The organism is Shewanella sp. MSW (assembly GCF_007636515.1).
GTDB classification, from domain to species: domain Bacteria; phylum Pseudomonadota; class Gammaproteobacteria; order Enterobacterales; family Shewanellaceae; genus Shewanella; species Shewanella indica.
The window spans coordinates 110,259-135,719 of record NZ_LVDR01000008.1 but is presented as its reverse complement, the minus strand read 5'-3'; the positions used below and the strand labels follow the sequence as shown (position 1 = coordinate 135,719).

25 protein-coding genes are annotated in these 25,461 nt (G+C 53.8%); 12 read left to right on the top strand and 13 right to left on the bottom strand.

Annotated elements, in window-relative coordinates:
* Positions 1-15 precede the first annotated feature (15 nt).
* From AYI96_RS10680 to AYI96_RS10670, 3 genes are all read right to left on the bottom strand, one after another.
* Complete coding sequence (locus tag AYI96_RS10680; RefSeq protein ID WP_052247930.1) at positions 16-690, bottom strand: hypothetical protein; 675 nt, start codon at positions 688-690, stop codon at positions 16-18.
* A gap of 99 nt (positions 691-789) precedes the next feature.
* The gene (locus AYI96_RS10675) at positions 790-2,127 is read right to left on the bottom strand and encodes a Na+/H+ antiporter NhaC family protein (RefSeq protein WP_039033083.1); all 1,338 of its coding nucleotides are present in this window, start codon (positions 2,125-2,127) and stop codon (positions 790-792) included.
* Positions 2,128-2,359: 232 nt separating this feature from the next.
* Positions 2,360-3,070 carry a TetR/AcrR family transcriptional regulator gene (locus AYI96_RS10670; RefSeq protein ID WP_039033084.1) on the bottom strand — a complete coding sequence of 237 codons (711 nt, stop codon included), beginning with the start codon at positions 3,068-3,070 and terminating at the stop codon, positions 2,360-2,362.
* A 231-nt stretch (positions 3,071-3,301) separates the two neighbouring features.
* Here AYI96_RS10670 and AYI96_RS10665 point away from each other — a divergent pair, with 231 nt between their 5' ends.
* From AYI96_RS10665 to AYI96_RS10645, 5 genes are all read left to right on the top strand, one after another.
* Positions 3,302-4,042 (top strand): hypothetical protein, encoded by a 741-nt coding sequence (locus AYI96_RS10665; protein ID WP_071475774.1) that lies wholly within the window; start codon positions 3,302-3,304, stop codon positions 4,040-4,042.
* A gap of 15 nt (positions 4,043-4,057) precedes the next feature.
* Entirely contained in the window at positions 4,058-5,818 is a 1,761-nt protein-coding gene (locus AYI96_RS10660) for an aryl-sulfate sulfotransferase (protein ID WP_144361587.1), read from the top strand.
* A gap of 48 nt (positions 5,819-5,866) precedes the next feature.
* The gene (locus AYI96_RS10655; protein WP_226684395.1) at positions 5,867-6,481 is read left to right on the top strand and encodes a thiol:disulfide interchange protein DsbA/DsbL; all 615 of its coding nucleotides are present in this window, start codon (positions 5,867-5,869) and stop codon (positions 6,479-6,481) included.
* A gap of 10 nt (positions 6,482-6,491) precedes the next feature.
* Positions 6,492-7,106: a disulfide bond formation protein B gene (locus AYI96_RS10650; protein ID WP_039033087.1), complete on the top strand. Its 615-nt coding sequence runs from the start codon at positions 6,492-6,494 to the stop codon at positions 7,104-7,106.
* A 132-nt stretch (positions 7,107-7,238) separates the two neighbouring features.
* Entirely contained in the window at positions 7,239-8,516 is a 1,278-nt protein-coding gene (locus AYI96_RS10645; protein ID WP_144361586.1) for an O-acetylhomoserine aminocarboxypropyltransferase/cysteine synthase family protein, read from the top strand.
* A 38-nt stretch (positions 8,517-8,554) separates the two neighbouring features.
* Here AYI96_RS10645 and AYI96_RS10640 read toward each other — a convergent pair whose 3' ends face one another.
* Complete coding sequence (locus AYI96_RS10640) at positions 8,555-9,016, bottom strand: DUF1090 domain-containing protein (protein WP_052247931.1); 462 nt, start codon at positions 9,014-9,016, stop codon at positions 8,555-8,557.
* Between the two features lie 86 nt (positions 9,017-9,102).
* Positions 9,103-12,177: a DUF2339 domain-containing protein gene (locus AYI96_RS10635; RefSeq protein ID WP_039033089.1), complete on the bottom strand. Its 3,075-nt coding sequence runs from the start codon at positions 12,175-12,177 to the stop codon at positions 9,103-9,105.
* A 253-nt stretch (positions 12,178-12,430) separates the two neighbouring features.
* Here AYI96_RS10635 and mpl point away from each other — a divergent pair, with 253 nt between their 5' ends.
* The 5 genes from mpl to AYI96_RS10610 all read left to right on the top strand — a co-directional run bounded on the left by mpl (position 12,431) and on the right by AYI96_RS10610 (position 16,821).
* Positions 12,431-13,813: a UDP-N-acetylmuramate:L-alanyl-gamma-D-glutamyl-meso-diaminopimelate ligase gene (gene mpl, locus AYI96_RS10630; RefSeq protein ID WP_144361585.1), complete on the top strand. Its 1,383-nt coding sequence runs from the start codon at positions 12,431-12,433 to the stop codon at positions 13,811-13,813.
* Positions 13,810-14,451: a flavin prenyltransferase UbiX gene (locus AYI96_RS10625; RefSeq protein ID WP_025010042.1), complete on the top strand. Its 642-nt coding sequence runs from the start codon at positions 13,810-13,812 to the stop codon at positions 14,449-14,451. Before mpl ends, AYI96_RS10625 begins: the two co-directional genes overlap by 4 nt.
* 7 nt (positions 14,452-14,458) lie before the next feature.
* Positions 14,459-14,989: a hypoxanthine phosphoribosyltransferase gene (gene hpt, locus AYI96_RS10620; RefSeq protein ID WP_039033092.1), complete on the top strand. Its 531-nt coding sequence runs from the start codon at positions 14,459-14,461 to the stop codon at positions 14,987-14,989.
* Positions 14,990-15,115: 126 nt separating this feature from the next.
* A complete protein-coding gene (locus AYI96_RS10615; RefSeq protein WP_039033093.1) occupies positions 15,116-16,054 on the top strand; it encodes an ABC transporter ATP-binding protein in 939 nt (312 codons plus the stop codon).
* On the top strand, positions 16,051-16,821 hold the full coding sequence (locus AYI96_RS10610; RefSeq protein ID WP_039033094.1) for an ABC transporter permease: 771 nt from the start codon (positions 16,051-16,053) through the stop codon (positions 16,819-16,821). The genes AYI96_RS10615 and AYI96_RS10610 overlap by 4 nt, the downstream gene beginning before the upstream one ends.
* A gap of 1 nt (position 16,822) precedes the next feature.
* On the opposite strand, the gene AYI96_RS10605 is transcribed toward AYI96_RS10610, so the two are convergent.
* From AYI96_RS10605 to sfsA, 8 genes are all read right to left on the bottom strand, one after another.
* Positions 16,823-17,329 carry a DUF4124 domain-containing protein gene (locus AYI96_RS10605; protein ID WP_039033095.1) on the bottom strand — a complete coding sequence of 169 codons (507 nt, stop codon included), beginning with the start codon at positions 17,327-17,329 and terminating at the stop codon, positions 16,823-16,825.
* A gap of 158 nt (positions 17,330-17,487) precedes the next feature.
* Positions 17,488-18,333, bottom strand: a complete 846-nt coding sequence (gene panC, locus AYI96_RS10600) for a pantoate--beta-alanine ligase (protein WP_039033096.1) — start codon at positions 18,331-18,333, stop codon at positions 17,488-17,490.
* A gap of 19 nt (positions 18,334-18,352) precedes the next feature.
* Positions 18,353-19,147, bottom strand: coding sequence for a 3-methyl-2-oxobutanoate hydroxymethyltransferase (gene panB / locus AYI96_RS10595; RefSeq protein WP_039033097.1), 795 nt, complete (start codon positions 19,145-19,147; stop codon positions 18,353-18,355).
* Positions 19,148-19,224: 77 nt separating this feature from the next.
* Positions 19,225-19,713 carry a 2-amino-4-hydroxy-6-hydroxymethyldihydropteridine diphosphokinase gene (gene folK / locus AYI96_RS10590; RefSeq protein WP_039033098.1) on the bottom strand — a complete coding sequence of 163 codons (489 nt, stop codon included), beginning with the start codon at positions 19,711-19,713 and terminating at the stop codon, positions 19,225-19,227.
* Between the two features lies 1 nt (position 19,714).
* On the bottom strand, positions 19,715-21,100 hold the full coding sequence (gene pcnB / locus AYI96_RS10585; RefSeq protein WP_202932874.1) for a polynucleotide adenylyltransferase PcnB: 1,386 nt from the start codon (positions 21,098-21,100) through the stop codon (positions 19,715-19,717).
* Between the two features lie 113 nt (positions 21,101-21,213).
* The gene (gene gluQRS, locus AYI96_RS10580) at positions 21,214-22,083 is read right to left on the bottom strand and encodes a tRNA glutamyl-Q(34) synthetase GluQRS (RefSeq protein WP_144361621.1); all 870 of its coding nucleotides are present in this window, start codon (positions 22,081-22,083) and stop codon (positions 21,214-21,216) included.
* Between the two features lie 68 nt (positions 22,084-22,151).
* Complete coding sequence (dksA, locus tag AYI96_RS10575) at positions 22,152-22,595, bottom strand: RNA polymerase-binding protein DksA (RefSeq protein WP_025010051.1); 444 nt, start codon at positions 22,593-22,595, stop codon at positions 22,152-22,154.
* 168 nt (positions 22,596-22,763) lie between these two features.
* On the bottom strand, positions 22,764-23,468 hold the full coding sequence (gene sfsA / locus AYI96_RS10570) for a DNA/RNA nuclease SfsA (RefSeq protein ID WP_144361584.1): 705 nt from the start codon (positions 23,466-23,468) through the stop codon (positions 22,764-22,766).
* A 164-nt stretch (positions 23,469-23,632) separates the two neighbouring features.
* Between sfsA and pepB the strand changes: the two genes are divergently transcribed.
* Both pepB and AYI96_RS10560 read left to right on the top strand, forming a co-directional pair.
* A complete protein-coding gene (gene pepB / locus AYI96_RS10565) occupies positions 23,633-24,910 on the top strand; it encodes an aminopeptidase PepB (RefSeq protein ID WP_144361583.1) in 1,278 nt (425 codons plus the stop codon).
* Between the two features lie 91 nt (positions 24,911-25,001).
* A complete protein-coding gene (locus AYI96_RS10560; RefSeq protein WP_144361582.1) occupies positions 25,002-25,460 on the top strand; it encodes a GNAT family N-acetyltransferase in 459 nt (152 codons plus the stop codon).
* Position 25,461 lies beyond the last annotated feature (1 nt).

The window sequence follows — 25,461 nt, the reverse complement described above, 5'->3', positions numbered from 1 at the left end:
ATTGCCAGGGTTACATCAGTCGTTTGTCGGCTGCGACCAGTGCCACAGCCGATAAACCGTGGCCGATAGGCTGAGGCCGGCAAACACAGTGGCAATGGAGTGCAACCACATAAACCATACCGAAAGGCAGAGGGTTTGCGCCGGGCAAGAGGCATAATTCATCGATGGCCATTGCAACTGAGATAACAAGCCAATACCGGATACTATTCCCAGCAGGCTAAACAGGCACAGCGGCAGGTTACACAGTGCTCGATGGGAAACAAAGCAGTAGCAGCAAAGAGTAAACATCACCAAGGTATTGGCAATAAAGAAGATGGCCGCCAACTGGTGAGCAAAGAGTTCATTATAGGGAAACACACCAAGCGCCGCTATCCCCACCCCCACAGCTATCCCCGACCTTGACAGTAAGTTGGCCGCCGCGCTGTGCTTTTGCCACCAGAGGCCTCCCATGGCCAAGGTGAAGCAAGCACCGCCGAGCAGTAGCGAGATGTTGTAGACATAGGCCAGTGGCGAGCTTAAATAGTCACCCAGTCTGTCCATGCGCATGTTGAAAATAGCACTGCCCATACTGTCATAAGCGGCCCAAAAGGAGGAAATCATACCCAGTGCCGCTATGCTAACGCCTACCAGAGACATCATAAATGCCAGGCGCTGCGGATCTTGTTTGTGATATTGCTCGTAAGGGGGCATGCAGTGGCTCGTTTGAATATCAGTATTCAATAATGCTTGCCAAACGGCAGCGACAAAAAACCGGTCGCAGGGACCGGTTTGGTTTTTGTATTTGTTAGTTTAACTGCGGGGGCGCAGTATCACAATCACTACAGCGACCAATGCCAGGATCATACAGTACCAAGTGTTGGCAACCGCTTCCAGCGGAGAGATCTTGAAGTGGGAAGCTATCAGCAAGGCCTGGGCACCGTAGGGAATAAGTCCCTGAATAATACAGGCGAAAATATCCAGAACACTGGCGGCGCGTTTGGGGGCCACGCCATGTTTGGCGGCCAGATCTTTGGCGATATCACCGCTGACCACAATAGAGACGGTATTGTTGGCCACACAGGAGTTGGTCAGGGCGACAATCCCGGCCATACCTAACTCGGCGGCACGACAGGAGGCTTCGCCTTTGGCGCGGGAGAAACGGGCGATCAGTTTTTCAATCTGTTGGCTGACAAAGCTCAGACCACCTTGCTGCTGCATCAGGGCTGCCAAACCACCAACCAGCATGGAGAGGATAAAAATCTCCTGCATATTGCCAAAGCCTTTATAGATGTCTTGGCCGAAGGTCAGCAACGAATAGTCCTGAGTGAGAAATCCCGTGGTCCCGGCCAGCAAAATGCCGATGGCTAGTACCACAAATACGTTTAACCCGGCGACGGCCAGCACCAGAATACTCAAGTAAGGCAACACCTTAACAAAGTCGACCTCCTGCGGTGGCAGTTCGGCTTGACCGGAAGAGAGGAAACCGAATAGCAGCAGGGTCACGATCGCCGCCGGAATGGCAAAGATCAGGTTTTCGCGGAACTTGTCTCTCATTTCGCAGCCCTGAGTGCGGGTGGCGGCAATAGTGGTATCCGAGATAATAGACAGGTTGTCACCAAACAGGGCGCCGGACATCACAGAGCCGGCCATCAGTGGTAGTTCAATCCCTGCCTGATCGGCAACCCCGAGTGCGATAGGGGCTACTGCGGCAATCGTGCCCATGGAGGTGCCCATGGCGGTGGCGATAAAGGCGGCGATAATGAAGAAGCCGGGCAGCAACAGATTGGCCGGGATCAGTTTAAGCCCCAGGGCAACTGTGGCATCGACCCCACCAGTGGCACTGGCTACGGCGGCAAAAGCACCGGCTAACAGGTAGATGAGGCACATGGCGATGATGTTGTTGTGGCCTATCCCCGCCATAAAGGTGTTCATGGTCTGGTTGAGCTTTTGCTTGGACAGCAAAATGGCCAGTACAATCGCCGGTAATATCGCTATCGGACTTGGCAACTGATAGAAGGCAAAATCTACCCCTTGGCTTTGGAAATAGACCCCGGCACCGATAAACAGCGCCAGAAACAGAAATAGTGGCAGCAGCGCCACAAATGAGGCCGGAGCTTTAACGGCTGGAGAAGTGTTGTTCTGGGTCAAAATCTACTCTCTGTAAATCACGTTTGGCCGGGGATTCCCTCCGTAGCAGCCAAACTCGCTGAATTGCATTGTCTTAACGGCATCATCTCCTGACAAATTAGGCGAAAGAATAGGGGATAGCCAGTCGTCTGTCAATTTAGACGTCTAGATGTTTTTACTTCTATGTTGGTTTTGTGCACTGTGCAGCTTAAATCCCGGTCGCTTGTGTAATTACCCAAGGCCTTTGGTTCACTCAAGTGTTTAGCTGTTGTTGGCGTAATTCTCTGTAGCGGGGTAATTCGCGACGCAACTGCTGCGCCCTGGCAAGGGTTTGGGGATTGAGCCTTTTGCCAGGGCACAACTCTTTGAGCAGTTGAGTGAGTAGCCGAGCATTATCAAACCTGACATCCAGGCTGTACTCCTTACCGGCATAGGTATTCCCCACCAACTCACGGCCTCTCAGATAGGTGCATAACAGATGGCAAAACTGCTGGATCTGCACATCACTGGCCAAGATCTCCTGCTGCTCTTTTGCTTGAGCCAGAAGTTGGAGCGGGGTTTCCCAATAATCCATGGCCAGTCGATTTAGGTTACGCAGATAAGTGGCACTGGCCTTGTTGAAGATCAACCTGTTGCAGGAGATGGTGGAGATGGAACTGCGTAGGCAGTAGGTCTCGGTAAATTGGATCTCATTGAGAATATAGGCGATAAATTTCTCTAATCCTGAGTAACCCTCCAGATTGAGCCACCAACGAAGCCCAAGTACCTGGTCAAAGGCGCGACAGGTGAGAGCCACCAGAATATCTTCCTTGGTCTTGAAGATGCTGTAGAACAGAGTCGTGGATATGCCCAATCCTTTGGTGATGTCTGATACTTTCAGTGACAATAATCCTTCTTTGGCAATAACAGACTCTGCCAAATCCAAAATAGCTTCCCGTATACGGTTATGCTCGGGCTTATCCATTTTAAAATACTCAAGAAAGTGTTGGTTTATTATAAGTTGGAGAATAAAAGTTTTTGAGTGTTAATTAGCTCTTTGTGATCTCGCTCATCAAAAAATAAAATTTTATTTTTTGATGATCCTTATTAAACCTTTTAACAAAAAAACAAAATAAACATTTTCATGTGATTTAGTTCACCTATTCAATTCTGCTTCTGTAAATAATTAACTTGAGTCGGGAAGGAAGGATTGAATATGAACACGAAATTGTTATACCCCTTAATTATCTCTGCCTGCCTTGGTGGCCACTGTCAGGCGGCTATGCTGGCTGTTGAAGCCGGGATGATGGATTGGCAATCCAAAGCATCGGATTATTTTGGCGAGGCCAAAGACAATAACCCATTTATCACTCTGAAAGGTGCCGTTGGTAATGAGTATGGGGATATTTATGGCCATGTAAAGTGGGAAGACCCGGATGATGGAGCCTACTACGGCACAGAGATTAATGTGATAGGTCAGATTAACTTAGGGGAGACAGATTGGAATCTCTATGGCCAAGTGTTTGACAAGAGTAAACCCAGTTGGGGCGAAACCAACACCATGTTGGGACTGAGCTGGGACAAAAGTTATGACGATACTTATCTACAAGTTGCCCTGGCAGGACATTTTGTCGATGCCACTTATAAGAGCTTTGACGCTAACTTTGAAGGTGGTTTCAACGGTGGGTATGTTTATTTTCTGGCAAGCCATAAGCTAAATCTATTTAAGCAAGACTTTAAGTTGACCTGGTGGCAAGAACACTTTTTTAATCGCGAAGATGATTATTTGATTTTATCTGGTGATGGAAAAGATTTTGGTTTTAATGGAGCTTTATCTGTTAATTGGTCTTTTAGCAAAAATCTGAGTTTTATCCTGAGTTATCGGTATGCGGAAAATAACTTAGGAAAACAAGGATATCACGACGCTATTTTTTATTCCCTGCAATATCAACTTTAATTGGAAGGTGACAAGATGAAAATGAAGAGACTGTGTTACTTAATGTTGGCGGCATCCAGTCTGACATTAACGGGTTTCTCAACCCAGGTGATTGCCGGCGGCGATCTGCCGGGTACCAGTTCCAGTGCCATACCTCAGGGGCAGTTGGGATTTGTCTATGTAGATCCTTACAAGTTCAGCCCTTTGGTGGCGGTGATCGATCTCGGTGGCAAGTCCATCAGTGACGTCAAGGTCACAGTAAAAGGCAAGGGAAAGAAAGGGATTGATATTCAGTACCCTGTGGGATTGACTCAGCTCAACACCCACAGTGGTATTCCGGTATTTGGCCTCTATCCCGATTATCTGAACCGGGTTGAGGTCAGCTACAAACTGGCCGGTAAGTCAGTGACCGAGGAATACAAGATCCGCACCAGCGCACTGCCTCACCTGCATATTGACGGCAATGCCCGCACCCAGTACGAGTATGAGCCGGTCAAAGTCGCCAAAGGCTTTGAAAATAGATTCTATCTGGTTGATGGGCAGGTGATACCACCCAATATCCGTGACCACTGGGACTGGATCCCGACCCAGAACATCATAGATACCAACGGCGATGTGCGTTGGCATCTGAACAGCGATGTTATCTATGACCGTCCGGGCGGCTCCATGTCCTTCAAGCAGACCCGTGATGGCAAGCTGATCTTTGGTCAGGGTTTGATGTTTGAACTGCATCAAGGGTTCCAGGTGCCTTACTACGCCAAGTATGACTTTATCGGCAAGCCTATCTTCAAGCGCGAACTTCCACGGGGCTTTAATGGCTTCTCCCATGAGATCACCGAAATGCCCAATGGTCACCTGCTGTTGAGGGTGGGTAAGCGTGATTATGTCATGCCGGATGGCCTCAAGGTCGACACAGTGCGCGACCATGTGATTGAAGTGGATCAGAACGGTGATGTCGTTAAGGTTTGGGACTTCAACAAGATACTCGACCCTATGCGTGACACTGTGCTTAAGTCATTGGATATGGGGGCAGTTTGCCTGAACGTGGATGTCTCCAAGGCCGGTGAAACCAAAACCACCGAAGAGCTGGCCAGCGAACCCTACGGCGATGTTGCCGGGGTCGGAACCGGCCGCAACTGGTTGCATATCAACTCCATAGGTTATGACCCGGCCGATGACAGCATCATTGTTAGCTCGCGCCACCAGTCTGCGGTGATCAAGGTTGGCCGTGATAATAAGGTCAAGTGGATCCTCGGTACTCCCGAAGGTTGGAAAGGAGAACTGGCCGCCAAGGTACTGAAACCCGTGGATGCCAAAGGTAGGGCACTCAAGTGTGACGCCAAGGGTTGCGAAGGCAGCTTTGACTGGACCTGGACTCAGCACACGGCTTGGCCGGTACCGGACAGGGGCACAGTCACAGTGTTTGACAACGGCGATGGCCGCGGTCTGGAACAACCTGCGCTGCCGACCATGAAGTATTCCCGCGGCGTCGAGTACAAGGTCGACATGGGCAAGATGACAGTGCAGCAGACCTGGGAGTACGGCAAAGAGCGGGGATACGAGTGGTATAGCCCAATCACTTCCATCACAGAGTGGCAAGCGGATCACAAGACCATGTTTATGGCCTCGGCTTCTGCCGGATTGCTGGAAGGGGATAAGGCTCCCGAGCATTGGATCACCGAAGTGGATCCCAAGACCAACGAGGTCAAGGTCGAAATCAAGGTGAAGACCCTGATGAAACACGAGCCTGGCTATCGCTCTACCGTGGTTCACCCCGAAAGTATGTTCAATCGTTGATTATTTTTGTGGCGGCAGCCGGGCTGCCGCCTGTTTGGAGTCCGTATCATGATGAAGAAAAGTCTGTTGGCACTGAGTGCCCTGTTGTTGTCCTGCTCTGTTTCTGCCGCCAAATATAATGAAGGCGAACACTATCAACTGTTGGGGGCCGCCAGCTTTGATGCTCCCAATCAAGTGGTGAAGGTGTATTCGGTCAACTGCCCCTTCTGCTACAAGTACGACAAGGCAGTGATCCCCGGCATGGTGAAAAATCTGCCCAAGGGGGTGACCTTCGATGATTATCACATCACCACCAAGCCGCCATTCGGCATGGAGAAAGCCTTGGTGCTGGCTTATGCCCAAACCCAATCCGAGCAGGCTTTCAAGACAGTCAAGATGGCACTGTACAAGAAGTATCATGACGACAAGGCCCGCTTTGCCTCCGCCGATGAAGTCATCGACTTTGGCCTCAAGGCCGCAGGCCTGGATCGCGCCGGTTTTGAAGCGGCCAAGAATAGCCCTGAGGTGCAACAACTCTTGAGCAAATGGGACAGAGGCGTGGAAGTCGCCAAGATCCAGGGGATCCCGGCACTGGTGGTCAATGGCAAGTACTTGATCAACACCAAGTCTATTCGCAGCATGCAGATGCTCGATGAATTGGTGGCCGAACTGGCCGCCAAGTAAGGAGTAACGGATGAATAAATTGAGTATGCTGTTTCGGGAGTTTACCCAGGCACCCGTTCCCACTCTGGCCCGCTGGCAACAGGGGCGAATACTCTGGAGCATAATGCTGGGCGCAGCGGTATTTTTGCTCGCTTCCGCTATGGGCTATTTTCAAGTGTTTCTGGAGATGGACCCCTGCGAGCTGTGTGTCTACATACGCTTCAGCCAATGCTGCATAGTACTGGCCGGTGCCATCATTTTGATCAATCCGAAGAACCATGTGCTCAAGGCCTTGGGTGTTGCCCTGGCCCTCTACGGCGTGATCCAGGGAATGGCCTGGTCGATTCAACTGATGAATATCCACGACGCCGCGCACCTGGTAGTGGATGAGTCGATGGACTTCTTTGCCGAGGCAGGTTCGGCGGCAGGTTCAGCCTGCTCCACCGAGCCGCACTTCCCTCTGGGCTTGCCGCTGGATAAGTGGCTGCCATTTGAGTTCGCTCCTACCGGCGGCTGCGGTGAAGATGACTGGTCACTGTTTGGCATGAATATGGCGCACTATTGCATCATAGCCTACTCAGTGTTTGCCATCGGCCTTGGCGGCGCAATAGTGGGTTGGCTGGCGAGCTTCAAGGCCAAGCCATAACTGACAGCTAATCGCACCTGGCAAGAACCACCCTCAGGGGTGGTTTCTTTTTGTTTGGACATCTGGACGTCTGTCTGTTAATTTGATTGCTCACTCATTCAGTCAGCATTATCTGTCATCAAGGAGCGCGAGATGAAACTGGAATCCCTGGCGTTGCACCATGGTTATGAATCGGAAACCACCACCAAGTCGGCGGCGGTGCCCATCTATCAGACGACGTCCTATACTTTCGACGATACTCAACACGGCGCCGATCTGTTTGACCTCAAGGTGCCCGGCAATATTTACAGTCGCATCATGAACCCCACCAACGCCGTGCTCGAAGCCAGAATGGCGGCCATTGAAGGCGGCATTGGCGCGCTGGCGCTGGCCTCGGGAATGGCGGCCATCACTTATGCGCTGCAGGCGCTGACGGAAGTGGGCGACAACATAGTCAGCAGCAGCCAGCTCTACGGCGGCACCTATAACCTGTTCGCTCACACTCTGCCGCGCCAGGGGGTAGAGGTGCGCATGGCCTCGTTCGATGACTTCGATACCCTGGAGTCGCTTATTGATGAGCGCACCAAGGCGGTGTTTTGTGAATCCATAGGCAACCCCGCTGGCAATATTGTCGATATCGCGCGTCTGGCAGAAATTGCCCACAAACATGGTGTGCCCTTGGTGGTGGATAACACAGTGGCGACCCCTGTGCTGTGCCGCCCCTTCGAACATGGCGCCGATATCGTCGTCCACTCGCTCACCAAGTATGTCGGTGGCCACGGTACTACAGTGGGCGGGGTGATCATCGATTCGGGCAAGTTTGACTGGGTCGCCAATAAACACAGATTTACTGTGCTCAATCAGCCGGACCCCTCTTACCATGGGGTGGTGTATACCGAAGCCTTCGGCGCGGCGGCTTATATCGGCCGTTGCCGGGTGGTGCCGCTGCGTAATACCGGCGCGGCTTTATCACCACACAGCGCCTTTTTACTGTTGCAGGGGCTGGAGACCTTGAGCCTGAGGATGGAGCGCCACTGCAGTAATGCCGAAGCGCTGGCAAGTTACCTGCAGTCCCACCCATTGGTGAACTGGGTCAATTATGGCGCCCTGGCAGACAGCCCTTATAAGGCCAATTGCGACAAAATCACCTCGGGTAAGGCGTCCGGCATTATTAGCTTTGGTATCAAGGGGGGCAAAGAGGCCGGTGGGCGCTTTATCGATGCGCTGCAGATGATCCTGCGTCTGGTGAATATAGGCGATGCCAAGTCACTGGCCTGTCATCCAGCCACCACGACCCACAGGCAGCTCAACGCCGAGGAGTTGGCTCGCGCCGGGGTGAGTGAAGATCTGCTCCGGATCTCTGTGGGAATTGAGCATATAGACGACATCATCAGCGATGTGGCCCAGGCGCTGGAAGCGTCCCAGGCTTGATGATGTCATCAAAAAGCCCCGCCAAGCGGGGCTAATACTTATCTGGCGTCCATCTCGGACTTCAATCCACGTATTTCAGCTTCTTTAGCGCTGATCTTGGCGGCTGTTTTAGCCTCTTCCTCGGCCAGTTCTCGTTGATATTTGGTGACCTTATCGATTTTGCCCTTGCGCTCGGCCTCGGCGATATCGGCGTTCAGTTTGGCGCGTTCTTCGGCCAGTTCTTCACCTAACTCGCGAATCTCATTCTGCTTGTCACGGATCTTGTTTGCCAATTCATCGCGTGAATCTTGCTGCTTTTGGATTTCACCGGCCTCAGTGCAGTGGGCACGGACTTCGGCCAGCGCCGTTTCCAGCCCCCGTACTCTGTGGCTGTTGTTATGCTCTTTGGCATCAAAGATCTGCTTTTCGATTGCGGCTTCTTTTTTGGCGCAATGACCACCGGCCAGGGCGGGGAGCGAAAACAGAGCCAGGGAAAATAGGGTTATTTGGGTCAGTTTCATAAATTACCAAGAATGGAGTAAAAGGTCGTTAGCAAAACTTCAGTCAGACTTATTCCCAAGGCGCCCGCAGGCGCCTTTGAGTTGGTTTATTGTGACAGCAGCCGGGCTCTGGATTTCTGGTAGAAGTAAGCCACCCCGAGCAGCAAGGCGCCAATCAGCATAAAGACGATGATCTTTTGCAGCAGATCGGCGGCGGCCATATCCAGCAGCAATACCTTGAGGCAACTGATGGCAAACAGACCTGCGGCCAGTTTGAGCATAATCTGGCAGCCGGGACGCAGGCTGAGGAACATCAGCCAGCAGCCGTGGGACACCATGAGCACTGTGCTTAGGGTGGCATCGAATCCGGTTGGCATCTGGTAGGCCAGTTGCAGATAGGCCAGCAGCAACAGGGCATGCCAGGCGATAAACACCATATTGGTCGGCAACTGCTGACGATAGCGTCTCATGGCCAATGGCCGTTTACGGATAAACAGCGCCAGCAAGGCCAGGTTGCAAGCTTGTGCCAGCGCCATCAGCCAAGGTTCAGAGGGCCGGGTCAGGGCATCGAGCTGCAACGACTGCAGGCTGTCGAGCCAGGTAATCCAGGGCAGCAGCAAGGCGATAAAGAAGCTGGCAAAGGCAAAGGGGTAACCCGGGCGCAGGGCCTTGAGCGGTTTGCGGCTGAGCAGGATAAAGAAGTAGCCGCTCAGCACCACACTGCTCAGTGCCAGAGTGTGGCTGAACAAGACCTCCAGGCTGTGACTCACCACTGCCAGCAGCAGGGCGCCATAGAAGGGTGACAACTGCCAGCCGAGTCGGCAGGGGCCTTGCCAGAGCCTTGGCAAGAATGGATAGCGCCACAGCAGCAGACCGGAATAGAGACTGCCCAGCAGCAGTGCGATAAGCCCGGGCCATTGTCCTGCCAGGCAGGCAACAGCAGTTTGGGCTATAGCCAGCACCAGCAGCACATCCGCTTCGCGTTTCAGTATCGGCTGCCTGAACTTGCGGGCCAATACTAAGCTGACAAAGCAGGATAACCACAAGGCCGGGGCTAGCCAATCTTCAAAGCGAAGGGCAATTTTGGGCAGCCACAGCAGTGGCAATAGCACCAGGCAGGCCAGGCGAGCGTACCAGGCCAAACGCTTAAGCTCGCCCTTGGGATGGAAGCGCCGGTATGCATACCAGGCCAGTAATAAGCAGAGGAACAACTCTACCCTGGCGATTTGCGCATACAGCGGCTGAGCGCGGAAACTCAGGCTATGCACATCCACAACGGCGAAGATGACCTGAGCCGCCAGCGGTAACAACAAGGCCCAGGCCAAGGCCTCGCTGACCCTGAGTTGTTGCCTGCGCGCGAGTAGCAGCAAGGTCAGACTCAATCCGGGAATTATCACCAGGAAGTAGTTTTCACTTATCAGCCAGGCGCTAACCAGGGCTAAAGACACCAGCAGCACGTTGGCAAGCTCGCGTCCCAGCTGCAGCAGTTGTTGCTCCCAGCGGCTGAGTTCGGGTTGTTTGTCCAGCAGTTGGTTAAAGCCAAACAAGCTAAGCGTGCTTAGCCCCCAAGCCAGCAGCGGCAGTGACAAGAGCACCGGCGCTTCATTGAGCATATCACCAAGGGCCAACAGGTTGATGACCAGTCCCAGAGCCAGCAGGGTGATGGCCTCGATTCGCAGCGAGGCTTGCTGCTCACGGCAACCTAGCCACATCAACAGCAAGGCTTCGAGCAGTAATACCAGCCCCAGCAGCTCACCACTGAGCAGGCTGAGCGCGGCAAAACCGAGACAGGCACCGGTCGCCAGCCACAATAGCGTCTGCAGCTGTTTGTCTTGTTTAAGCCAGAGCGACAGGCCGATAAGCACGGCGGCGTTGGCCAGCAGCAGCTCGCCGGCGTGGGGGCTGAACTGGCTCAGGCTATAGACCAAAAAGGCCAGCAAGGCCGCCGGCAGAGCCAGCAGTCTGTGGCTGAGGCCTTCCCGGCCAAACAGCCAAAGGCTGCCAAGTCCATAACCATAAAAGAGGCCATGCAGGGAGATGAGCGCCAGAACTCCCATTATCCCTTGCCCTTGCAGCGGCAGCTCGACAAAGAAACTCAGGCTCTCGATACAGGCTATGTGCAGTATGGCTGTCGTTTCCAGCAGCACAGGCCAACGTATCTTGTGACTCAAGAGTAAAGAGCAGCCGCCAATCAGCAGCAGGAAGGGCAGATACATCAAAGGCGCCTGACTGCCGGAAAGCAGCATCAGTGGTGCCAGGGAGCCACCCAGCAAGGCGACTATGCTGATGACTCTGGCTTCCAGTTTCAGCGCCAGACTGTAACCGGCCACAGTGATAAGCAACAGCAGCAGATAGCTGACGCCATCCGGTACCAGCTCGAAGTAGGGACCGACAAAATAGGCGCACAGATAGTTGATAATCAGCCCAAGGCCAACCAGACCCGAGCCGAAATCGGCCATCGCTCTTTGCCGTTTGCGGATAAAGGCCCCCAAGGCCAGAATGCCATTGGCGCAGACAAAGCCGGTCAAGGCCTTTCCGGTATCCGACAGCCAGTGGTTCATGGAATACTGCAGCAGATAACCAAAGCCCAGGGTCATGGCGATGATCCCGGCCAGGGTCATCATAAATACCGGCCCCTGACCTTTGGCGTGATAGTGCTGATAAAAATCTTTGGCTTGTGCGAAGAGTCCCAGCAGGGGGCTCAGCATAGCGGCAAAAAAAGCGGCCACAGCCTGATCAAACTTACGCCCCCAGTTGGGAGTCTGCTGCCCTCGACCCTCTTGTGTTTGGGGGGATACTTTTGGGGCGGCGGTTTGCGCTTTGGCTGCAATTGGTGTTGCGGCTATTTCAGCTGTTGTTGGTTTGGTGTGCTCGATAGGCTGAATATCGGCCCTGCGCTGCCAGGCGTCCTGGCGCTGAGCCTGTGACTCGAAAGACAAGTCGGCAGCTTTTGGCTCGGCCTGAGGTTCATTTGGTTCAGGCATTGCAGACGGCTCGGCAACCTTGGCGACCAAAGGCTGAGCTTGCTCTTCGGCAAGCTGATTGACGGCCGCAAACAGCGCCTCGATTCTTTGTTCTATCGCGTCGAGGCGGATATCTGTCCTGATTTCCAGGTTCGTCTCTTTGAGTTTGAGATCTTCAAGCTCGCGCCTGAGATGTTGGAGTTCTTCCGTTAACTGCATGCTGCTTTCCTGATGCTAATCGCATTTGCGTAGGCTGCGGGCATTTTAAACGCGCGGCCCTGTCCTGACCAGCGTTCGGCTCAGATTTTGGAAAATTCCTTTATCTATTAATCACATTGCTTAGCGGAAGATGAGAGAAAGCTGAACAGCAGGCAGAGGCCTCTCGCGTCTTGCCGGTGGCATAGGTACAATGAGCGGCATGCAAACTCGCCCAACGTGGGGCGAGCGGACTCACTGCAGAAGGATGGCCTTAATGCACGTACATATTCTGGGGATCTGTGGCACTTTTATGGGGGGCTTGGCACTGCTGGCCCGCGCCATGGGACATAAGGTCACCGGCTCCGATGCCAATGTATACCCTCCCATGAGCACCCAGCTTGAGCAGCAGGGAATAGACCTTATTCAGGGGTTTGATCCTTCACAGCTGGATCCCGAGCCGGATCTCGTGGTGATAGGCAATGCCATGAGCCGCGGCAACCCCTGTGTGGAAGCCGTACTCAATCGCGGCCTGAAATACACCTCGGGCCCGCAGTTTCTGCATGACCATATATTGCCCGAACGTTGGGTATTGGCCGTTTCCGGTACCCATGGCAAAACCTCAACCGCCAGCATGTTGGCCTGGATCCTCGAAGCCTGCGGCTATCAAGCTGGCTTTTTGATTGGTGGAGTGCCGCAGAATTTCGGTATTTCGGCCAGGTTGGGCGAGTCGCCTTTCTTTGTGGTCGAGGCCGACGAATATGACAGCGCTTTCTTCGACAAGCGCTCCAAGTTTGTGCATTACCAGCCAAGAACCCTGGTGATCAACAACCTGGAGTTCGACCATGCCGACATCTTCGACGATCTCAAGGCGATACAGAAGCAGTTTCACCATCTGCTCAGAATCCTGCCTGGGGATGGCCGGGTGATCTGGCCGCAAGACAGCCAGGCGGTTGCCGGCGTGATAGCCAAGGGCTGCTGGAGTGAACAGGAAACCTTGAGCCATGAAGCGGGCCAGGGTGACTGGAGTGCCAGAATGCTGGCAGACGATGGTCACGAATTTGAGCTATTTTTCCGCGGTGAATCCCAGGGCATTTTGAGCTGGGGCCTGATTGGGCGTCACAACATAGACAACGCCACCATGGCGATAGCCGCGGCGCGTCATGTCGGGGTCTTGCCGGTAGATGCGCTCAAGGCACTGGCAGACTTTACCCCGCCCAAGCGTCGTCTCGAGTTACTGGGCAGCGTAGAAGGGGTCAGCGTTTATGACGACTTTGCCCATCACCCAACGGCAATCGCCACAACTCTTCAGGGAATGCGCGCCAAGGTAGGCCAGGGCAAAATCACTGTCGTGCTTGAGCCTCGCTCCAACACCATGAAGCAAGGGGTGCATAAAGACACACTGGCCAACTCCATGGCCCTGGCCGATGAAGCCGTGTTGTATCAGGCGGATAATATCGATTGGGATATTGCCGCGGCCATGCAGGCGGCACCGCTGCCGGTACAGGTTTTGCACGACATAGATGAGATAGTGGCCAAGGTCAGTGGTGAAGCCAAGCCCGGCGATACCGTGCTGATCATGAGCAATGGTGGCTTTGGCGGCTTGCATCAAAAGTTGCTCCAGGCCCTTAAAGCCAGAAGTGGCGAGGTCAAAGCGTGAAATATCAGCAGATTAAGAGTATCAGCCTCGCCTGGACCGGCGCCTCCGGGGCGCCCTATGGGCTGAGGCTGCTGGAGTGCTTACTCAAGGCCGAGTTTCGGGTTTTTCTGATGGTGTCCAGCGCCGCTCGGGTGGTGTTGGCAACGGAACATGGGCTCAAACTCAGCAGCGCACCGGACAAGGCCACAGAGCAGCTCAGAAAACTGTTTCCCGAAGGCGGTGAGCTGAGGGTGCTTGGCAAGGATGAGTGGTTCTCTCCACCGGCGTCTGGCTCAGCGGCGCCAAAGCAGATGGTGATCTGTCCCTGCTCAACCGGCACCCTGGCTGCGGTGGCCACAGGTATGAGCAACAGCCTGCTGGAGCGGGCCGCCGATGTAGTGCTCAAGGAGCGCGGTCAGCTGTTGTTGGTGCCCAGAGAGACACCTTTCAACGCCATTCATCTTGAACATATGTTGAAACTCAGCCAACTGGGCGCCATCATAATGCCGGCCGCACCCGGCTTTTATCACCATCCCAAATCCATTGAAGATCTGATAGACTTCATGGTCGCCCGGATCCTGGATCATCTGGGTGTCGAACATGCATTAACGGATCGCTGGGGTTATGACAAACCCAAAGACAGTGAGATCGACAATTGAGAGTGATATGAAACACACCACCGAAGTGATGATCTCGGCAGAAGAGATCAACCAGAAACTGGATGAATTAGCCGAGCGCATCAATGCGCATTATGCCAATGCCGACAAATTGCTGATGGTCGGCCTGCTCAAGGGCTCAGTGGTCTTTATGGCCGATCTCTGCCGTCGGATTAAGGGCCATGTAGAGATCGACTTTATGTCTGTTTCCAGCTATGGCAATGCCATGACCAGCACCAGAGACGTGAAGATACTCAAAGATGTTCAGTCGGAAATCGCCGATCGTGATGTGTTGATCGTCGAAGATCTGATTGACTCGGGCAACACGCTCAACAAGGTACGCGAAATGCTGCTGCTGCGTGAGCCAAAGAGCCTGACGCTCTGTACTCTGCTGGATAAGCCGGATCGCCGTGAAGTCGATGTACCGGTAGACTTTGTCGGTTTTACTATTCCTGATGAATTTGTGGTCGGTTACGGTATCGACTACGCCGAGCAGTATCGCAACCTGCCTTATATCGCCAAGGTGATCCCGCAGGAGTAAGCAAGCTGTGATGTCGGCTTTGTTTATATAGTAAGACAGACTCCCGCCACGGCGGGAGTCTTGCTTTTTGCGTCCCGGGCCGCTGCCGATACCCCAGGTATTGGAGGCTCTTTAGGAGAAACATCTATGACGACCAAAGCTCTGGCGTTGGAGCTGGACAATCTTAAGAAGACCTATAAGGGCGGTGTCGAAGCCGTCAAAGGGATCAGCCTGAAAGTGGCTCAGGGTGACTTTTTTGCCTTGCTCGGCCCAAACGGTGCCGGTAAGTCCACCACTATCGGTATCATAAGTTCGCTGGTGCACAAAAGTGGCGGCAGTGTGCGGGTCTTTGGCCATGATCTGGATAAAGAGCTGGAGCAGGCCAAATTGTGTATTGGCCTGGTGCCGCAGGAATTCAACTTCAACCAGTTTGAGACAGTACTGCAAATCGTGGTTAACCAGGCCGGTTATTACGGTGTGCCCAGAGCCGAGGCCCATAAGCGGGCCGAGAAATATCTCAGGCAACTGGATCTCTGGGACAAGCGCAACAGCCAATCCCGGCAGCTTTCCGGCGGCATGAAGCGGCGTTTGATGATAGCCAGGGCCTTGATGCACGAGCCCAAGCTTTTGATCCTCGATGAGCCTACCGCCGGGGTGGATATAGAACTGCGGCGCTCCATGTGGGAGTTTCTCAAAAAAATCAACGCTGAAGGCGTCACCATCATACTGACGACCCACTATCTGGAAGAAGCGGAAATGCTCTGCCGCAACATAGGCATTATCGATAAGGGCGTGCTGGTGGAATGCACCAGTATGAAGTCCCTGCTGTCGAAACTGGATATGGAAACCTTTGTGTTGGATATCAAGCAGCCGCTTGTTGAGGTACCCAAGCTTGGCGATATTAGCGTCAGGCTTACCGATCCAATGACCCTGGAAGTGGACTTGGTGAAGTCCCACAGCCTGAACGCCGTCTTCGGTTTACTGAGCGAGCAGGGGATTGAAGTGCTATCCATGCGTAACAAGGCCAATCGATTGGAGGAGTTGTTTGTGAAACTGGTTGAAAATGCCCAAGGAGGCCAGGCATGAGAGGTCTGTATCTGGTTGCCTTCAAGAGTATTTTAATCAAGGAAATTAACCGTTTTACCCGCATTTGGATACAGACGCTGGTACCGCCGGCGATCACCATGACACTGTATTTCCTGATCTTCGGTAATCTGGTGGGCAGTCGCATCGGTGAGATGGGCGGGGTGTCCTATATGGAGTTTATCGCCCCGGGCCTTATCATGATGTCGGTGATCACCAACTCCTACTCCAATGTGGCATCTTCCTTTTTCAGCGCCAAGTTCCAGCGTAACCTGGAAGAGCTGATAGTGGCGCCTGTGCCTCATTATGTGATGATAGCCGGCTATGTCGGCGGCGGTGTCGCCCGTGGACTGTTGGTGGGCCTGATAGTGACCCTGGTAGCCATGTTCTTTGTCGATCTCAGTGTGCAGCACTTGGGATTGGTGATAGTCACAGTGTTTCTGACCTCAGTGCTGTTTGCCCTTGGCGGCCTTATCAATGCCGTGTTTGCCAAGAGCTTCGACGACATCAGCATCATCCCCACCTTTGTGTTGACGCCGCTGACCTATCTTGGCGGGGTGTTTTACTCGCTGTCGCTGTTGCCTGACTTTTGGCGTGGCGTATCGGCGCTGAACCCTGTGGTGTATATGATCAATGTGTTCCGCTATGGTTTCCTGGGATTTGCCGATATGAGCGTGCCGCTGTCCATTGGCGTGATGCTGGGGTTCTGTGCGGGTCTGTGGTTGCTGGCCTATTATCTGATCTCTCGTGGGATAGGGCTGCGCAGCTGATTCAGGGCTGAGCCTCGGTTTTCTGCTGCAGCAATTGTCTGTATTGCTGCAACTTGGCTATCTTGTCATCATTGGCGCGTTTGAGCTCATCAAAGTGGGCGTTTATCTTGCCGCGCTGCTCAATAAACGCGGGATCTTCCCGCGCCATTTTCTGCCAATAGCGTTGCCGCTCCTGCTTTTGTAGCTCGCTGGTTCGCAGTATTTCCAGATAGCTGTTTTCCTGCTGCAGCCGATAGACTTCGGCTTCCAGTCGGCGCAACAGCTTGTCTTCGGGCAGGCTGTCGTTCTCCAAAAGGGATTGCAGCGGATCAACTCTTTCTCCCTCGGCCGTTTCCGTGGTCACGCCATACTGGTATTCAATTCTGTGCTGGGTGAAGGCTTGTGGGCAGGGCTGCTGGCTGAATACCACCTTGTCTTCTTTGATACATTTATAGACGGTACCTGCCTGAACTTGCCAAGCGAGCAGCAGTGCAACAAAGAGCCAAAGTCTGGACTGTCCGGACAACATTGGGGTGGGAATCCTTTCGTCACATATCTAAAACAAGTGTAACCAATATGACTCAAACCTTTATTGAAGACCAGTTTTTGACTAAGGAAATTATTGTGGCTGGGGGAAGTTATTGGGCAGAAAATGGAGGGGTAGCTATCCTACCCCTTAAAAAGAGATCAGCGTGACAATATCATATTGTCTATGAGGCGGGCCTTACCCAGATAAGCGGCGGCCAGGATCACCAGCGATTTGTCATCGCTGTTCACAGGCTTGAGGCTTGAAGCTTCACGCACTTCCAGATAGTCGGGCTCAAGCCCGGCGGCGCGCAGGAACTCCTTGGCATTGCTGATGGCCTGGTCGATATCCTGTCCCAGTACGATCGCCTCGGCCAGTTTATCCATGCTTGCCTTGAGCTTGGGCGCCAGCGCCTTTTCGGCCTCGGTGAGGTAACCATTGCGCGAACTCAGCGCCAGGCCGGAATCCTCGCGAACGGTTTCTACCCCTATGACTTCGATGGGCAACGACAGATCGGTCACCATGGTCTTGATCACCAGAAGTTGTTGGTAGTCCTTACGGCCAAACAGGGCGATATCCGGCTGCACTATATTGAACAGCTTACATACTATGGTCGCGACTCCGCGAAAATGCCCTGGACGGCTGGCACCGCAAAGCTCATCGGAGATCCCGGGGACTTCCACAAAGGTCTGGGCATCCAGCCCTTTGGGGTAGATAAGCTCGGGTGTTGGGGTAAACAGCAGCTCGCAGCCGGCTTCGGTCAGTTTCTGTTGATCGGCGCCCAGGGTGCGGGGATAAGCATCGAGATCCTCATTCTTGCCAAACTGCAATGGATTGACAAAAATCGAGGCCACCACGTGATCGGCGCGGCGCGCAGCTTCGAGGATTAAACTCACATGCCCCTGGTGCAAATTGCCCATGGTAGGGACAAAGGCGATGGTTTCCCCCTTTTGGCGCCATTCCCGTACCCGGGCACGGATCTCATCTATTTTGGCTGTGGTCAGCATAATCTGGCGAATCCCCGGCTCAGTTAAAGGTGTGCTCTTCTGCGGGGAATTGTCCCTGCTGAACTTCGTCGATATAGGCCTTCACGGCCTCACGGATTTCACCTGTCTGCTTGAGGTAGTTCTTGGAAAAGCGCGGGATATAGCCGCTGGAAATCCCGAGTACATCGTGCATCACCAGGATTTGGCCATCAGTATCCTTGCCGGCACCTATGCCGATCACCGGAATTTGCAGCGCTTCGGTTATCTGTTTTGCCAACGCTGCCGGGATACATTCGAGTACCAAAAGTTGGGCACCGGCACCTTCCAGCGCCTTGGCTTCATCGAGGATCCGCTGGGCGTTGTCGGCATCGCGGCCCTGCACCTTGAAACCACCGAACACATGCACTGATTGTGGTGTCAGTCCTATATGAGCGCAGACAGGAATGCCGCGCTCGGTCAACATGGAAACCGTTTCCAGCAACCATTGGCCCCCTTCAATCTTGATCATGTTGGCGCCGGCCTGCATCAGCTTGGTGGCATTGGTCATTGCCTGTTCGGGAGTGGCGTAGCTCATAAAGGGTAGATCGGCCATCAACAAACTGCGGCTGATGCCACGGCGAACACAGCGGGTGTGATAGGCCATCTCCTCGACACTGACAGGCAAGGTATCATCGTGCCCTTGCAGAACCATTCCCAATGAGTCTCCTACCAGCAGGACGTCTACACCTTCGCTGTCAAAAGCGGCGGCAAAACTGGCGTCATAAGCGGTCAGAGCGGTAAATTTTCTACCTTCCTGCTTGAATTTACGCAGGGTAGCTGTGGTGATTTTAGACATAATGCTCTTCTTATTAACCGAGTAAAGTGGTGTTATATGCCATGAAGCTTTGGACTGCAACGATCCGGCTCAGTTTCTCAGCCGGAGGGATGGAGCAATTGCAGCGATTGGCGCATGGCATCGGTGATCAGTGTGGCTATGCCGGTGCCGCAGGGCAACACCAGCGAAGGATTGAGTTCTTCCAGTGGAATGAGGACAAACTCACGGCTCTTGATGCCGTAGTGCGGCACAGTGAGCCTTGGGGTCTGTATCTGCTCATCGCCGTAGAGCAGCAGGTCCAGATCCAGGGTTCTGGGCCCCCAGCGCACCAGGCGTTGTCGACCTTGCTGCAACTCGATTGCCTGCAAGGCGTCAAGGAGTTCCAGCGGCGCCAGTTCGGTCTCGAAACAGGCCACCGCATTGACATAGTCTGGCTGGGGAACATCGCCCATGGGAACCGAGCGATAGTAGGATGAAACGCGAAAGCTGTTTTGCAGCGCCAGTTGTTGCAGCGCCAGGCAAGCACTATCAAGCTGGCGCTCGGGAGAGTCCAGGTTGGCGCCCAGCGCCACATAGACTCCGGTCATCTTACTCGGCCGCCTGTGGTTTTTCGCTTGGGCGACGTGGCTTGCGGCGCCGACGCTGATTGGCATTACGGTTGCGGCTGCCGCCGGTTTTGTTGCCGCTGCGTATCAGTTGTTGTCTCTTATCATCATCAGACTCGACAAACTGTTGCCACCAACTGGCTTGCTTGGCCAGATTACCGCCTTCGGCATTGGCTCTGAGCAGCAAGAGATCATAGGCGGCGCGGAACTTGGGATGCTCCATCAGTTTAAAGGCGCGGCCCCCTTGAGAGCGTTCAAAGCGCATCTGTAACTGCCAGATATCCCGTGCCGGAGTGCTGAAGCGGCGGGGAATGCTTACCGAGCGGCACTGCTGCTCAAGTACATCGCCCATGGCGGCAAAGAAGGCATCATAGGGGCTGAGACCGCTCTCCAAGGCGATATCCTGGGCGCGGTTTTGCAGCGGATACCAAAGGAGCGCGGCATAGAAGAAGGCCGGTGTCACAGGCTTGTCTTCACCGACGCGCACATCTGTGTTGTGCATCATTTCGCTCAGCAGTCTGCCGGCCGGGCCCTTGGGATCGTCCCGCAGCAGGCTTTCCACCAGAGGGAATATCGGTGCAAACAGCTGATATTCGCGCATCATCTGATAGTTGTTCAGTGCCTTACCGGCGAAGAACAGCTTGAGTACTTCTTCGTACATACGCGCCGCCGGAATATCTTTCAGCAGCGGAGCCAGGCTCTTGATCGGGGCCGCAGTGCGCTTGTCGATGGACATCCCAAGCTTTGTGGCAAAGCGCACGGCCCGCAGCATACGCACCGGGTCTTCCCGATAACGGGTCTCGGGATCGCCAATCAGTCGCAGGGTTCTGGCGTTAAGATCATGAATACCGCCGCCATAGCTGCGAATGGAGTAGTCGGCAATATTGTAATAGAGGGCGTTGACGGTAAAGTCGCGGCGCTCGGCGTCTTCATCTATGTCGCCATAAACATTGTCGCGCAGCAGTCGTCCGGCCGAATTGACCTTGGAAATCTTCTCTTCGCTGTTACCGTGGTGGCCGCGGAAGGTAGCCACTTCAATAACATCCCGGCCAAAGACGATATGGGCCAGGCGGAAACGACGGCCAACCAGGCGGCAGTTGCGAAACAGCTTCTTGATCTCTTCCGGAGTGGCATTGGTGACCACGTCAAAGTCTTTCGGATCCAGTCCAAGCAGCAGATCGCGTACGCCGCCACCAACCAGATAGGCGTTAAAGCCAGACTTATGCAGGCGGTACAAAACCTTGAGCGCATTCTCGCTAATCTGTCTGCGGGAAATGCTGTGGCCATCGCGCGGGATAACCTCCAGGCTCAAACCTGTGTCTGTGTTGTCTTCTTGTTGAGCCTTGGCTGTCTGACCATCGTCAAACAACTGCTTACAAAACTGACTGATACGGCGAAAAATGGGACACCTCGGAACGTTAACGCAAAATAAGGGTTAAAAACTGGCGGCTATGATATACCAAATAGCGGGCGATGAGTATATCAGCGGCCGATGAGGATCTCTGTCTGTTTGGGAATGCTGTCCGGATCAAACTGAGCCACCGCCTGAGCCAACATCTGAGTCACATCGGCTTGGGGCGTGACAGCGGCCTGGCCGAGAAACTCAAGTGCCGCCAACAGCGCCGGCTGTGGATGGCGTTTATCCACCGGCGTGGCATGGTTTTGCTTGGAGAGCTTGCGTCCAGCCTGGGTGCTGGCCAGCGGCAGATGAAAAAAACTCGGTTCCTGAAACCCGAATTGGCGAAATAGGCTTATCTGTCGGCAACTGGCCTCCAAGAGATCGGCGCCGCGGACGATTTCTGTGATGCCCTGAAAGGCGTCGTCCAGCACTACCGCCAGTTGATAGGCGTACAGGCCATCGCTGCGCTTGATAATAAAGTCTTCTGCGGCGAAGGCCGGGTCGACACAGACTTGACCCAGATGGTCATCAATAAACTGAGCAACCGCCAATTGGTTGTGAATGCGAATAGCACCTTGCTTGAGTTGCAACTCCCGGCAGCGGCCGTCGTAAACGCCACCTCTTTGCTGGATCTGTTTGCGGGTGCACTGGCAATAGTAGGCCTGATTGGATTTCAGCAAGGCATCTATATGTTGTTGATAGTCTTGCAGGCGTTGGCTCTGGTACAGCACTTCGCCATCCCAGTGTAAGCCAAAGGCTTCCAGAGTGTGCATTATGTCATCGGCTGCGCCGCTGACTTCTCTTGGGGGGTCGATATCTTCTATTCGCAGTAACCACAGCCCTTGTTTTGAGCGGGCGCGTAGATAACTGCCGAGGGCGGCAACAAGAGAGCCAAAATGCAAAGAGCCAGAAGGCGAGGGGGCGAAACGGCCTATGTAGGAAGTGTTGTTCATCAAGGGCAGAGTGACAAAAAAATCGCGGGGCCAGTGTAACACTTGGCCCCGCGCTGTGGCAGATTAGATTAACCTGCCATCTGTTTTTCTTTGATCTCTGCCAGCGTTTTGCAGTCGATACACAGATCGGCTGTCGGTCTGGCTTCCAGACGACGGATGCCGATTTCAACGCCGCAGGATTCACAGAAACCGAAGTCATCTTCTTCAATTTTCTGCAGTGTCTTTTCGATTTTCTTGATCAACTTACGTTCGCGGTCGCGGGCGCGCAGTTCGAGGCTGAACTCTTCTTCCTGGGCGGCACGGTCCACCGGGTCCGGGAAGTTTGCAGCTTCATCCTGCATATGGGTAAGAGTGCGATCCACCTCTTGACGCAACTGATTCCTCCATGCTTCAAGAATGGTTTTGAAGTGACTCAGTTGTTGTGAGTTCATGTACTCCTCACCGGGTTTTTCCTGGTAAGGGTCTACACCAGCGATAGCGAGTACACCAAGTTTTTTAGTGCCTTCAGGCATAACGCATCTCCTGTTTCCATTTGCGTCGTAGGGCGTTCTTATGAACGGCCGCTATCTATATCAGAATCTCTCTACCTAGGCAAATATTTCGATTTACTTATTGCTAATTATTTGAATATGTCTGCTAAACCCGATTAAATCAACTTTTTATCACTTTTTACAGCTGGTTCAGCGGATAAATTCGAGCCTTGATTCCACCCTGAAGCCTTCTGGGGCAAGGCTTGTGGCATAGGCAAGCACTTCTACCCCGGCATCTATGGCTTCGTTCAATAAATCAGCATATTTTGAATCTATATGGCGGGCCGCTGATACGGTTTTTATGCCGGTATGTTGCACTAAAAACACCAATACCCCTCGTTGGCCACTTTTTACCACGGACATCAGTTCCCGCAAGTGTTTCTGACCGCGGCTGGTGACGGCATCAGGAAAGTAACCGTGACCCTCTTCCAAGAGTGTGGTGTTCTTCACTTCGATATAGCAATCGGCCTTTACCCCTTCGCTGAGAAAAATATCGATACGGCTGTTTTCATCACCGTATTTCACTTCCCGCTTGAGGTTTTGGTATCCCAGTAGTTCCTTGATGACACCTGTTTGGATCCCTTCCTCTACCAGGGCATTGGCCCGGCCGGTGTTGACTCCAATCAGGTCGCCTCCAGGGGTTTGCATCAGTTCCCAGGTGTGGGCGTACTTACGCTTGGGATTGTCCGAACAGGAGAACCAAACCCGCTCGCCGGGGAACTGGCAGTTCTTCATTGAACCCGTATTGGGGCAGTGCAGAGTAATCTCAGTGCCATCATCCAGCCTGACATCGGCCAGAAAGCGTTTATACCTTTGGATCAAAATGCCGGATTGCAGTGGTGGGATAAACTCCATCCCCATCTCCCTGAAGTGACTGAAAACTCCAAAGCCTAGCAGGCTTTACAGTTGGCAACAATTCTCATTCGGCGCAGGGCTTCAAGTGCCAGGCAGGAATGCAGTACACTGGACGCAATTGTGGCGCCTTGCGTTCACTACATATAAAAGAAGAAGGAATCGAAATGAGTCAATCCATGAAGATAGCGCTGACCCATGAGGCCCCTGCGGCCCATTGGGGCAAGGCCGATGTAACCTACAATGCTGAGCAGGCTCAGATCCACCTGCAGGGAAACGATGCCCTGCGACAAATTCAGATGGCCGCCCGCAAACTGCGTAACCAGGGGATCAATCAGGTTTCTTTGGTGGGAGAGGGTTGGGACCTCAACTGTCAGTGGGCCTTTGCCCAGGGCTTTGTCACTGCCAAAGGCGGCCATGAGATCCAGTGGGCCGGTGATGAGGCGCTCAAGGGCGCGCTGACCAGCAGGGCTTACAGCGCATCGTTTGCCCGCAGTCTTATTAATGAAACCCCGGAAAATCTGCCACCACTGAAACTGGCGCAGCAGGCGGCCAATTGGCTGGCAGAGCTCGGCGGTGACAAGGTCAGCTACCGGATAGTTGAAGGGGAAGCCTTGTTGCAGGAGCAATGGATAGGCATTCATGCAGTTGGCCGCGGCAGCGAAAGGCCACCAGCGTTGCTGGAACTGGATTTTAACCCTTTGGGTGAAGATGCTCCCGTGTCCGTCGCGCTGGTAGGTAAAGGGATCACCTTTGACTCAGGCGGTTACAGCATCAAGGCTTCCGAAGGCATGCTGGGCATGAAGGCGGATATGGGCGGCGCGGCAACGGTTACTGCGGCGCTGGGACTGGCGATTCAGAACGGTCTCGACAAGCGGGTTAAACTCTACCTCTGCTGCGCCGAGAACCTGATCAGTGGTCGTGCCTATAAGCTGGGAGACATACTGACCTACAAGAACGGCACCACGGTTGAAGTGGTCAATACCGACGCCGAGGGACGCCTGGTGCTGGCCGATGGTCTGCAGGCCGCCTGCGCCAGCGGTGCGACTCGGGTTATCGATGCCGCCACTCTGACCGGCGCCGCCGTGATGGCCGTTGGCCGCAACTATAACGCCATCTTCTCCCCCAGTCAGCCACTGCTGGCGTTGACGCAGCAAAAGGCGGCTCTAGTGGCCGAAAATGTTTGGCCTTTGCCGCTGGAGCCTTGGCATAAAGAGATGTGTCCTTCTGCCTATGCCGATACCGCCAACAGCCGCCCGGTAAAAGGTGGCGGCGCCGGTGGCGCTTCCAATGCCGCTGGTTTCCTGTGGCGTTTTGTCAATGAAGGTGTCGATTGGCTGCATATCGATCTGGCCGCCGCATTTGAAGACAATGCTTCGGCCCTTTGGGCTGCAGGCGCCACGACTCATGGTATGTTGACCATAGCCGAACTGCTGGCGGACTGAGTCATAGGGAATTAACGCCCAAACCAAGCCGCCCACAGGGCGGCTTTTTAATGCCTGTGTATCGCTATTTTTCAACGAAGGGAAGTGCAGGATGAAGTTACGCAAGGCAAGAAAGGAAGACGCACAAGCTGCCTGGGATATCCGTAATCTGGCGATTCAGGCCGGTTGCCAGGAGGTTTACACAAAGGCAGAGCTCAGAATTTGGACCCAAGGCGAGATGCCCTCTGTCTTTATCACCATGGTGGAGAGAGACTTTTATCTCATCGAACATCAGGGAAAAATACTGGCGACCGGCATGCTGGATAACGACCGAATTGAAGCCCTGTTCGTGCATCCACAAGCCATGGGCCAAGGGCTTGGGCGCGACTTACTCGCTCATCTCGAGTCTTTGGCGCGTGAAAGAGGCGTGACCGTGCTGACGCTGGAGTCTACCCTCAATGCCGCCGACTTCTATCGCAGTTGTGGCTTTTGCGGTGAGGGGATAAGCCAATACCACTCCCCAAGAGGTATAGTGCTCGACTGCGTGGTGATGCACAAGGCGCTTAAGTGAT

Excerpts from the sequence above, each read along its gene's own strand:
- AYI96_RS10680 (WP_052247930.1), bottom strand. The coding sequence starts at position 690 with ATGCCCCCTTACGAGCAATATCACAAACAAGATCCGCAGCGCCTGGCA.
- AYI96_RS10670 (WP_039033084.1), bottom strand. The coding sequence starts at position 3,070 with ATGGATAAGCCCGAGCATAACCGTATACGGGAAGCTATTTTGGATTTG.
- AYI96_RS10665 (WP_071475774.1), top strand. The coding sequence starts at position 3,302 with ATGAACACGAAATTGTTATACCCCTTAATTATCTCTGCCTGCCTTGGT.
- AYI96_RS10660 (WP_144361587.1), top strand. The coding sequence starts at position 4,058 with ATGAAAATGAAGAGACTGTGTTACTTAATGTTGGCGGCATCCAGTCTG.
- AYI96_RS10655 (WP_226684395.1), top strand. The coding sequence starts at position 5,867 with ATGATGAAGAAAAGTCTGTTGGCACTGAGTGCCCTGTTGTTGTCCTGC.
- AYI96_RS10650 (WP_039033087.1), top strand. The coding sequence starts at position 6,492 with ATGAATAAATTGAGTATGCTGTTTCGGGAGTTTACCCAGGCACCCGTT.
- AYI96_RS10645 (WP_144361586.1), top strand. The coding sequence starts at position 7,239 with ATGAAACTGGAATCCCTGGCGTTGCACCATGGTTATGAATCGGAAACC.
- AYI96_RS10640 (WP_052247931.1), bottom strand. The coding sequence starts at position 9,016 with ATGAAACTGACCCAAATAACCCTATTTTCCCTGGCTCTGTTTTCGCTC.
- AYI96_RS10635 (WP_039033089.1), bottom strand. The coding sequence starts at position 12,177 with ATGCAGTTAACGGAAGAACTCCAACATCTCAGGCGCGAGCTTGAAGAT.
- mpl (WP_144361585.1), top strand. The coding sequence starts at position 12,431 with ATGCACGTACATATTCTGGGGATCTGTGGCACTTTTATGGGGGGCTTG.
- hpt (WP_039033092.1), top strand. The coding sequence starts at position 14,459 with ATGAAACACACCACCGAAGTGATGATCTCGGCAGAAGAGATCAACCAG.
- AYI96_RS10615 (WP_039033093.1), top strand. The coding sequence starts at position 15,116 with ATGACGACCAAAGCTCTGGCGTTGGAGCTGGACAATCTTAAGAAGACC.
- AYI96_RS10610 (WP_039033094.1), top strand. The coding sequence starts at position 16,051 with ATGAGAGGTCTGTATCTGGTTGCCTTCAAGAGTATTTTAATCAAGGAA.
- AYI96_RS10605 (WP_039033095.1), bottom strand. The coding sequence starts at position 17,329 with ATGTTGTCCGGACAGTCCAGACTTTGGCTCTTTGTTGCACTGCTGCTC.
- panC (WP_039033096.1), bottom strand. The coding sequence starts at position 18,333 with ATGCTGACCACAGCCAAAATAGATGAGATCCGTGCCCGGGTACGGGAA.
- panB (WP_039033097.1), bottom strand. The coding sequence starts at position 19,147 with ATGTCTAAAATCACCACAGCTACCCTGCGTAAATTCAAGCAGGAAGGT.
- folK (WP_039033098.1), bottom strand. The coding sequence starts at position 19,713 with ATGACCGGAGTCTATGTGGCGCTGGGCGCCAACCTGGACTCTCCCGAG.
- gluQRS (WP_144361621.1), bottom strand. The coding sequence starts at position 22,083 with ATGAACAACACTTCCTACATAGGCCGTTTCGCCCCCTCGCCTTCTGGC.
- dksA (WP_025010051.1), bottom strand. The coding sequence starts at position 22,595 with ATGCCTGAAGGCACTAAAAAACTTGGTGTACTCGCTATCGCTGGTGTA.
- sfsA (WP_144361584.1), bottom strand. The coding sequence starts at position 23,468 with ATGGAGTTTATCCCACCACTGCAATCCGGCATTTTGATCCAAAGGTAT.
- pepB (WP_144361583.1), top strand. The coding sequence starts at position 23,633 with ATGAGTCAATCCATGAAGATAGCGCTGACCCATGAGGCCCCTGCGGCC.
- AYI96_RS10560 (WP_144361582.1), top strand. The coding sequence starts at position 25,002 with ATGAAGTTACGCAAGGCAAGAAAGGAAGACGCACAAGCTGCCTGGGAT.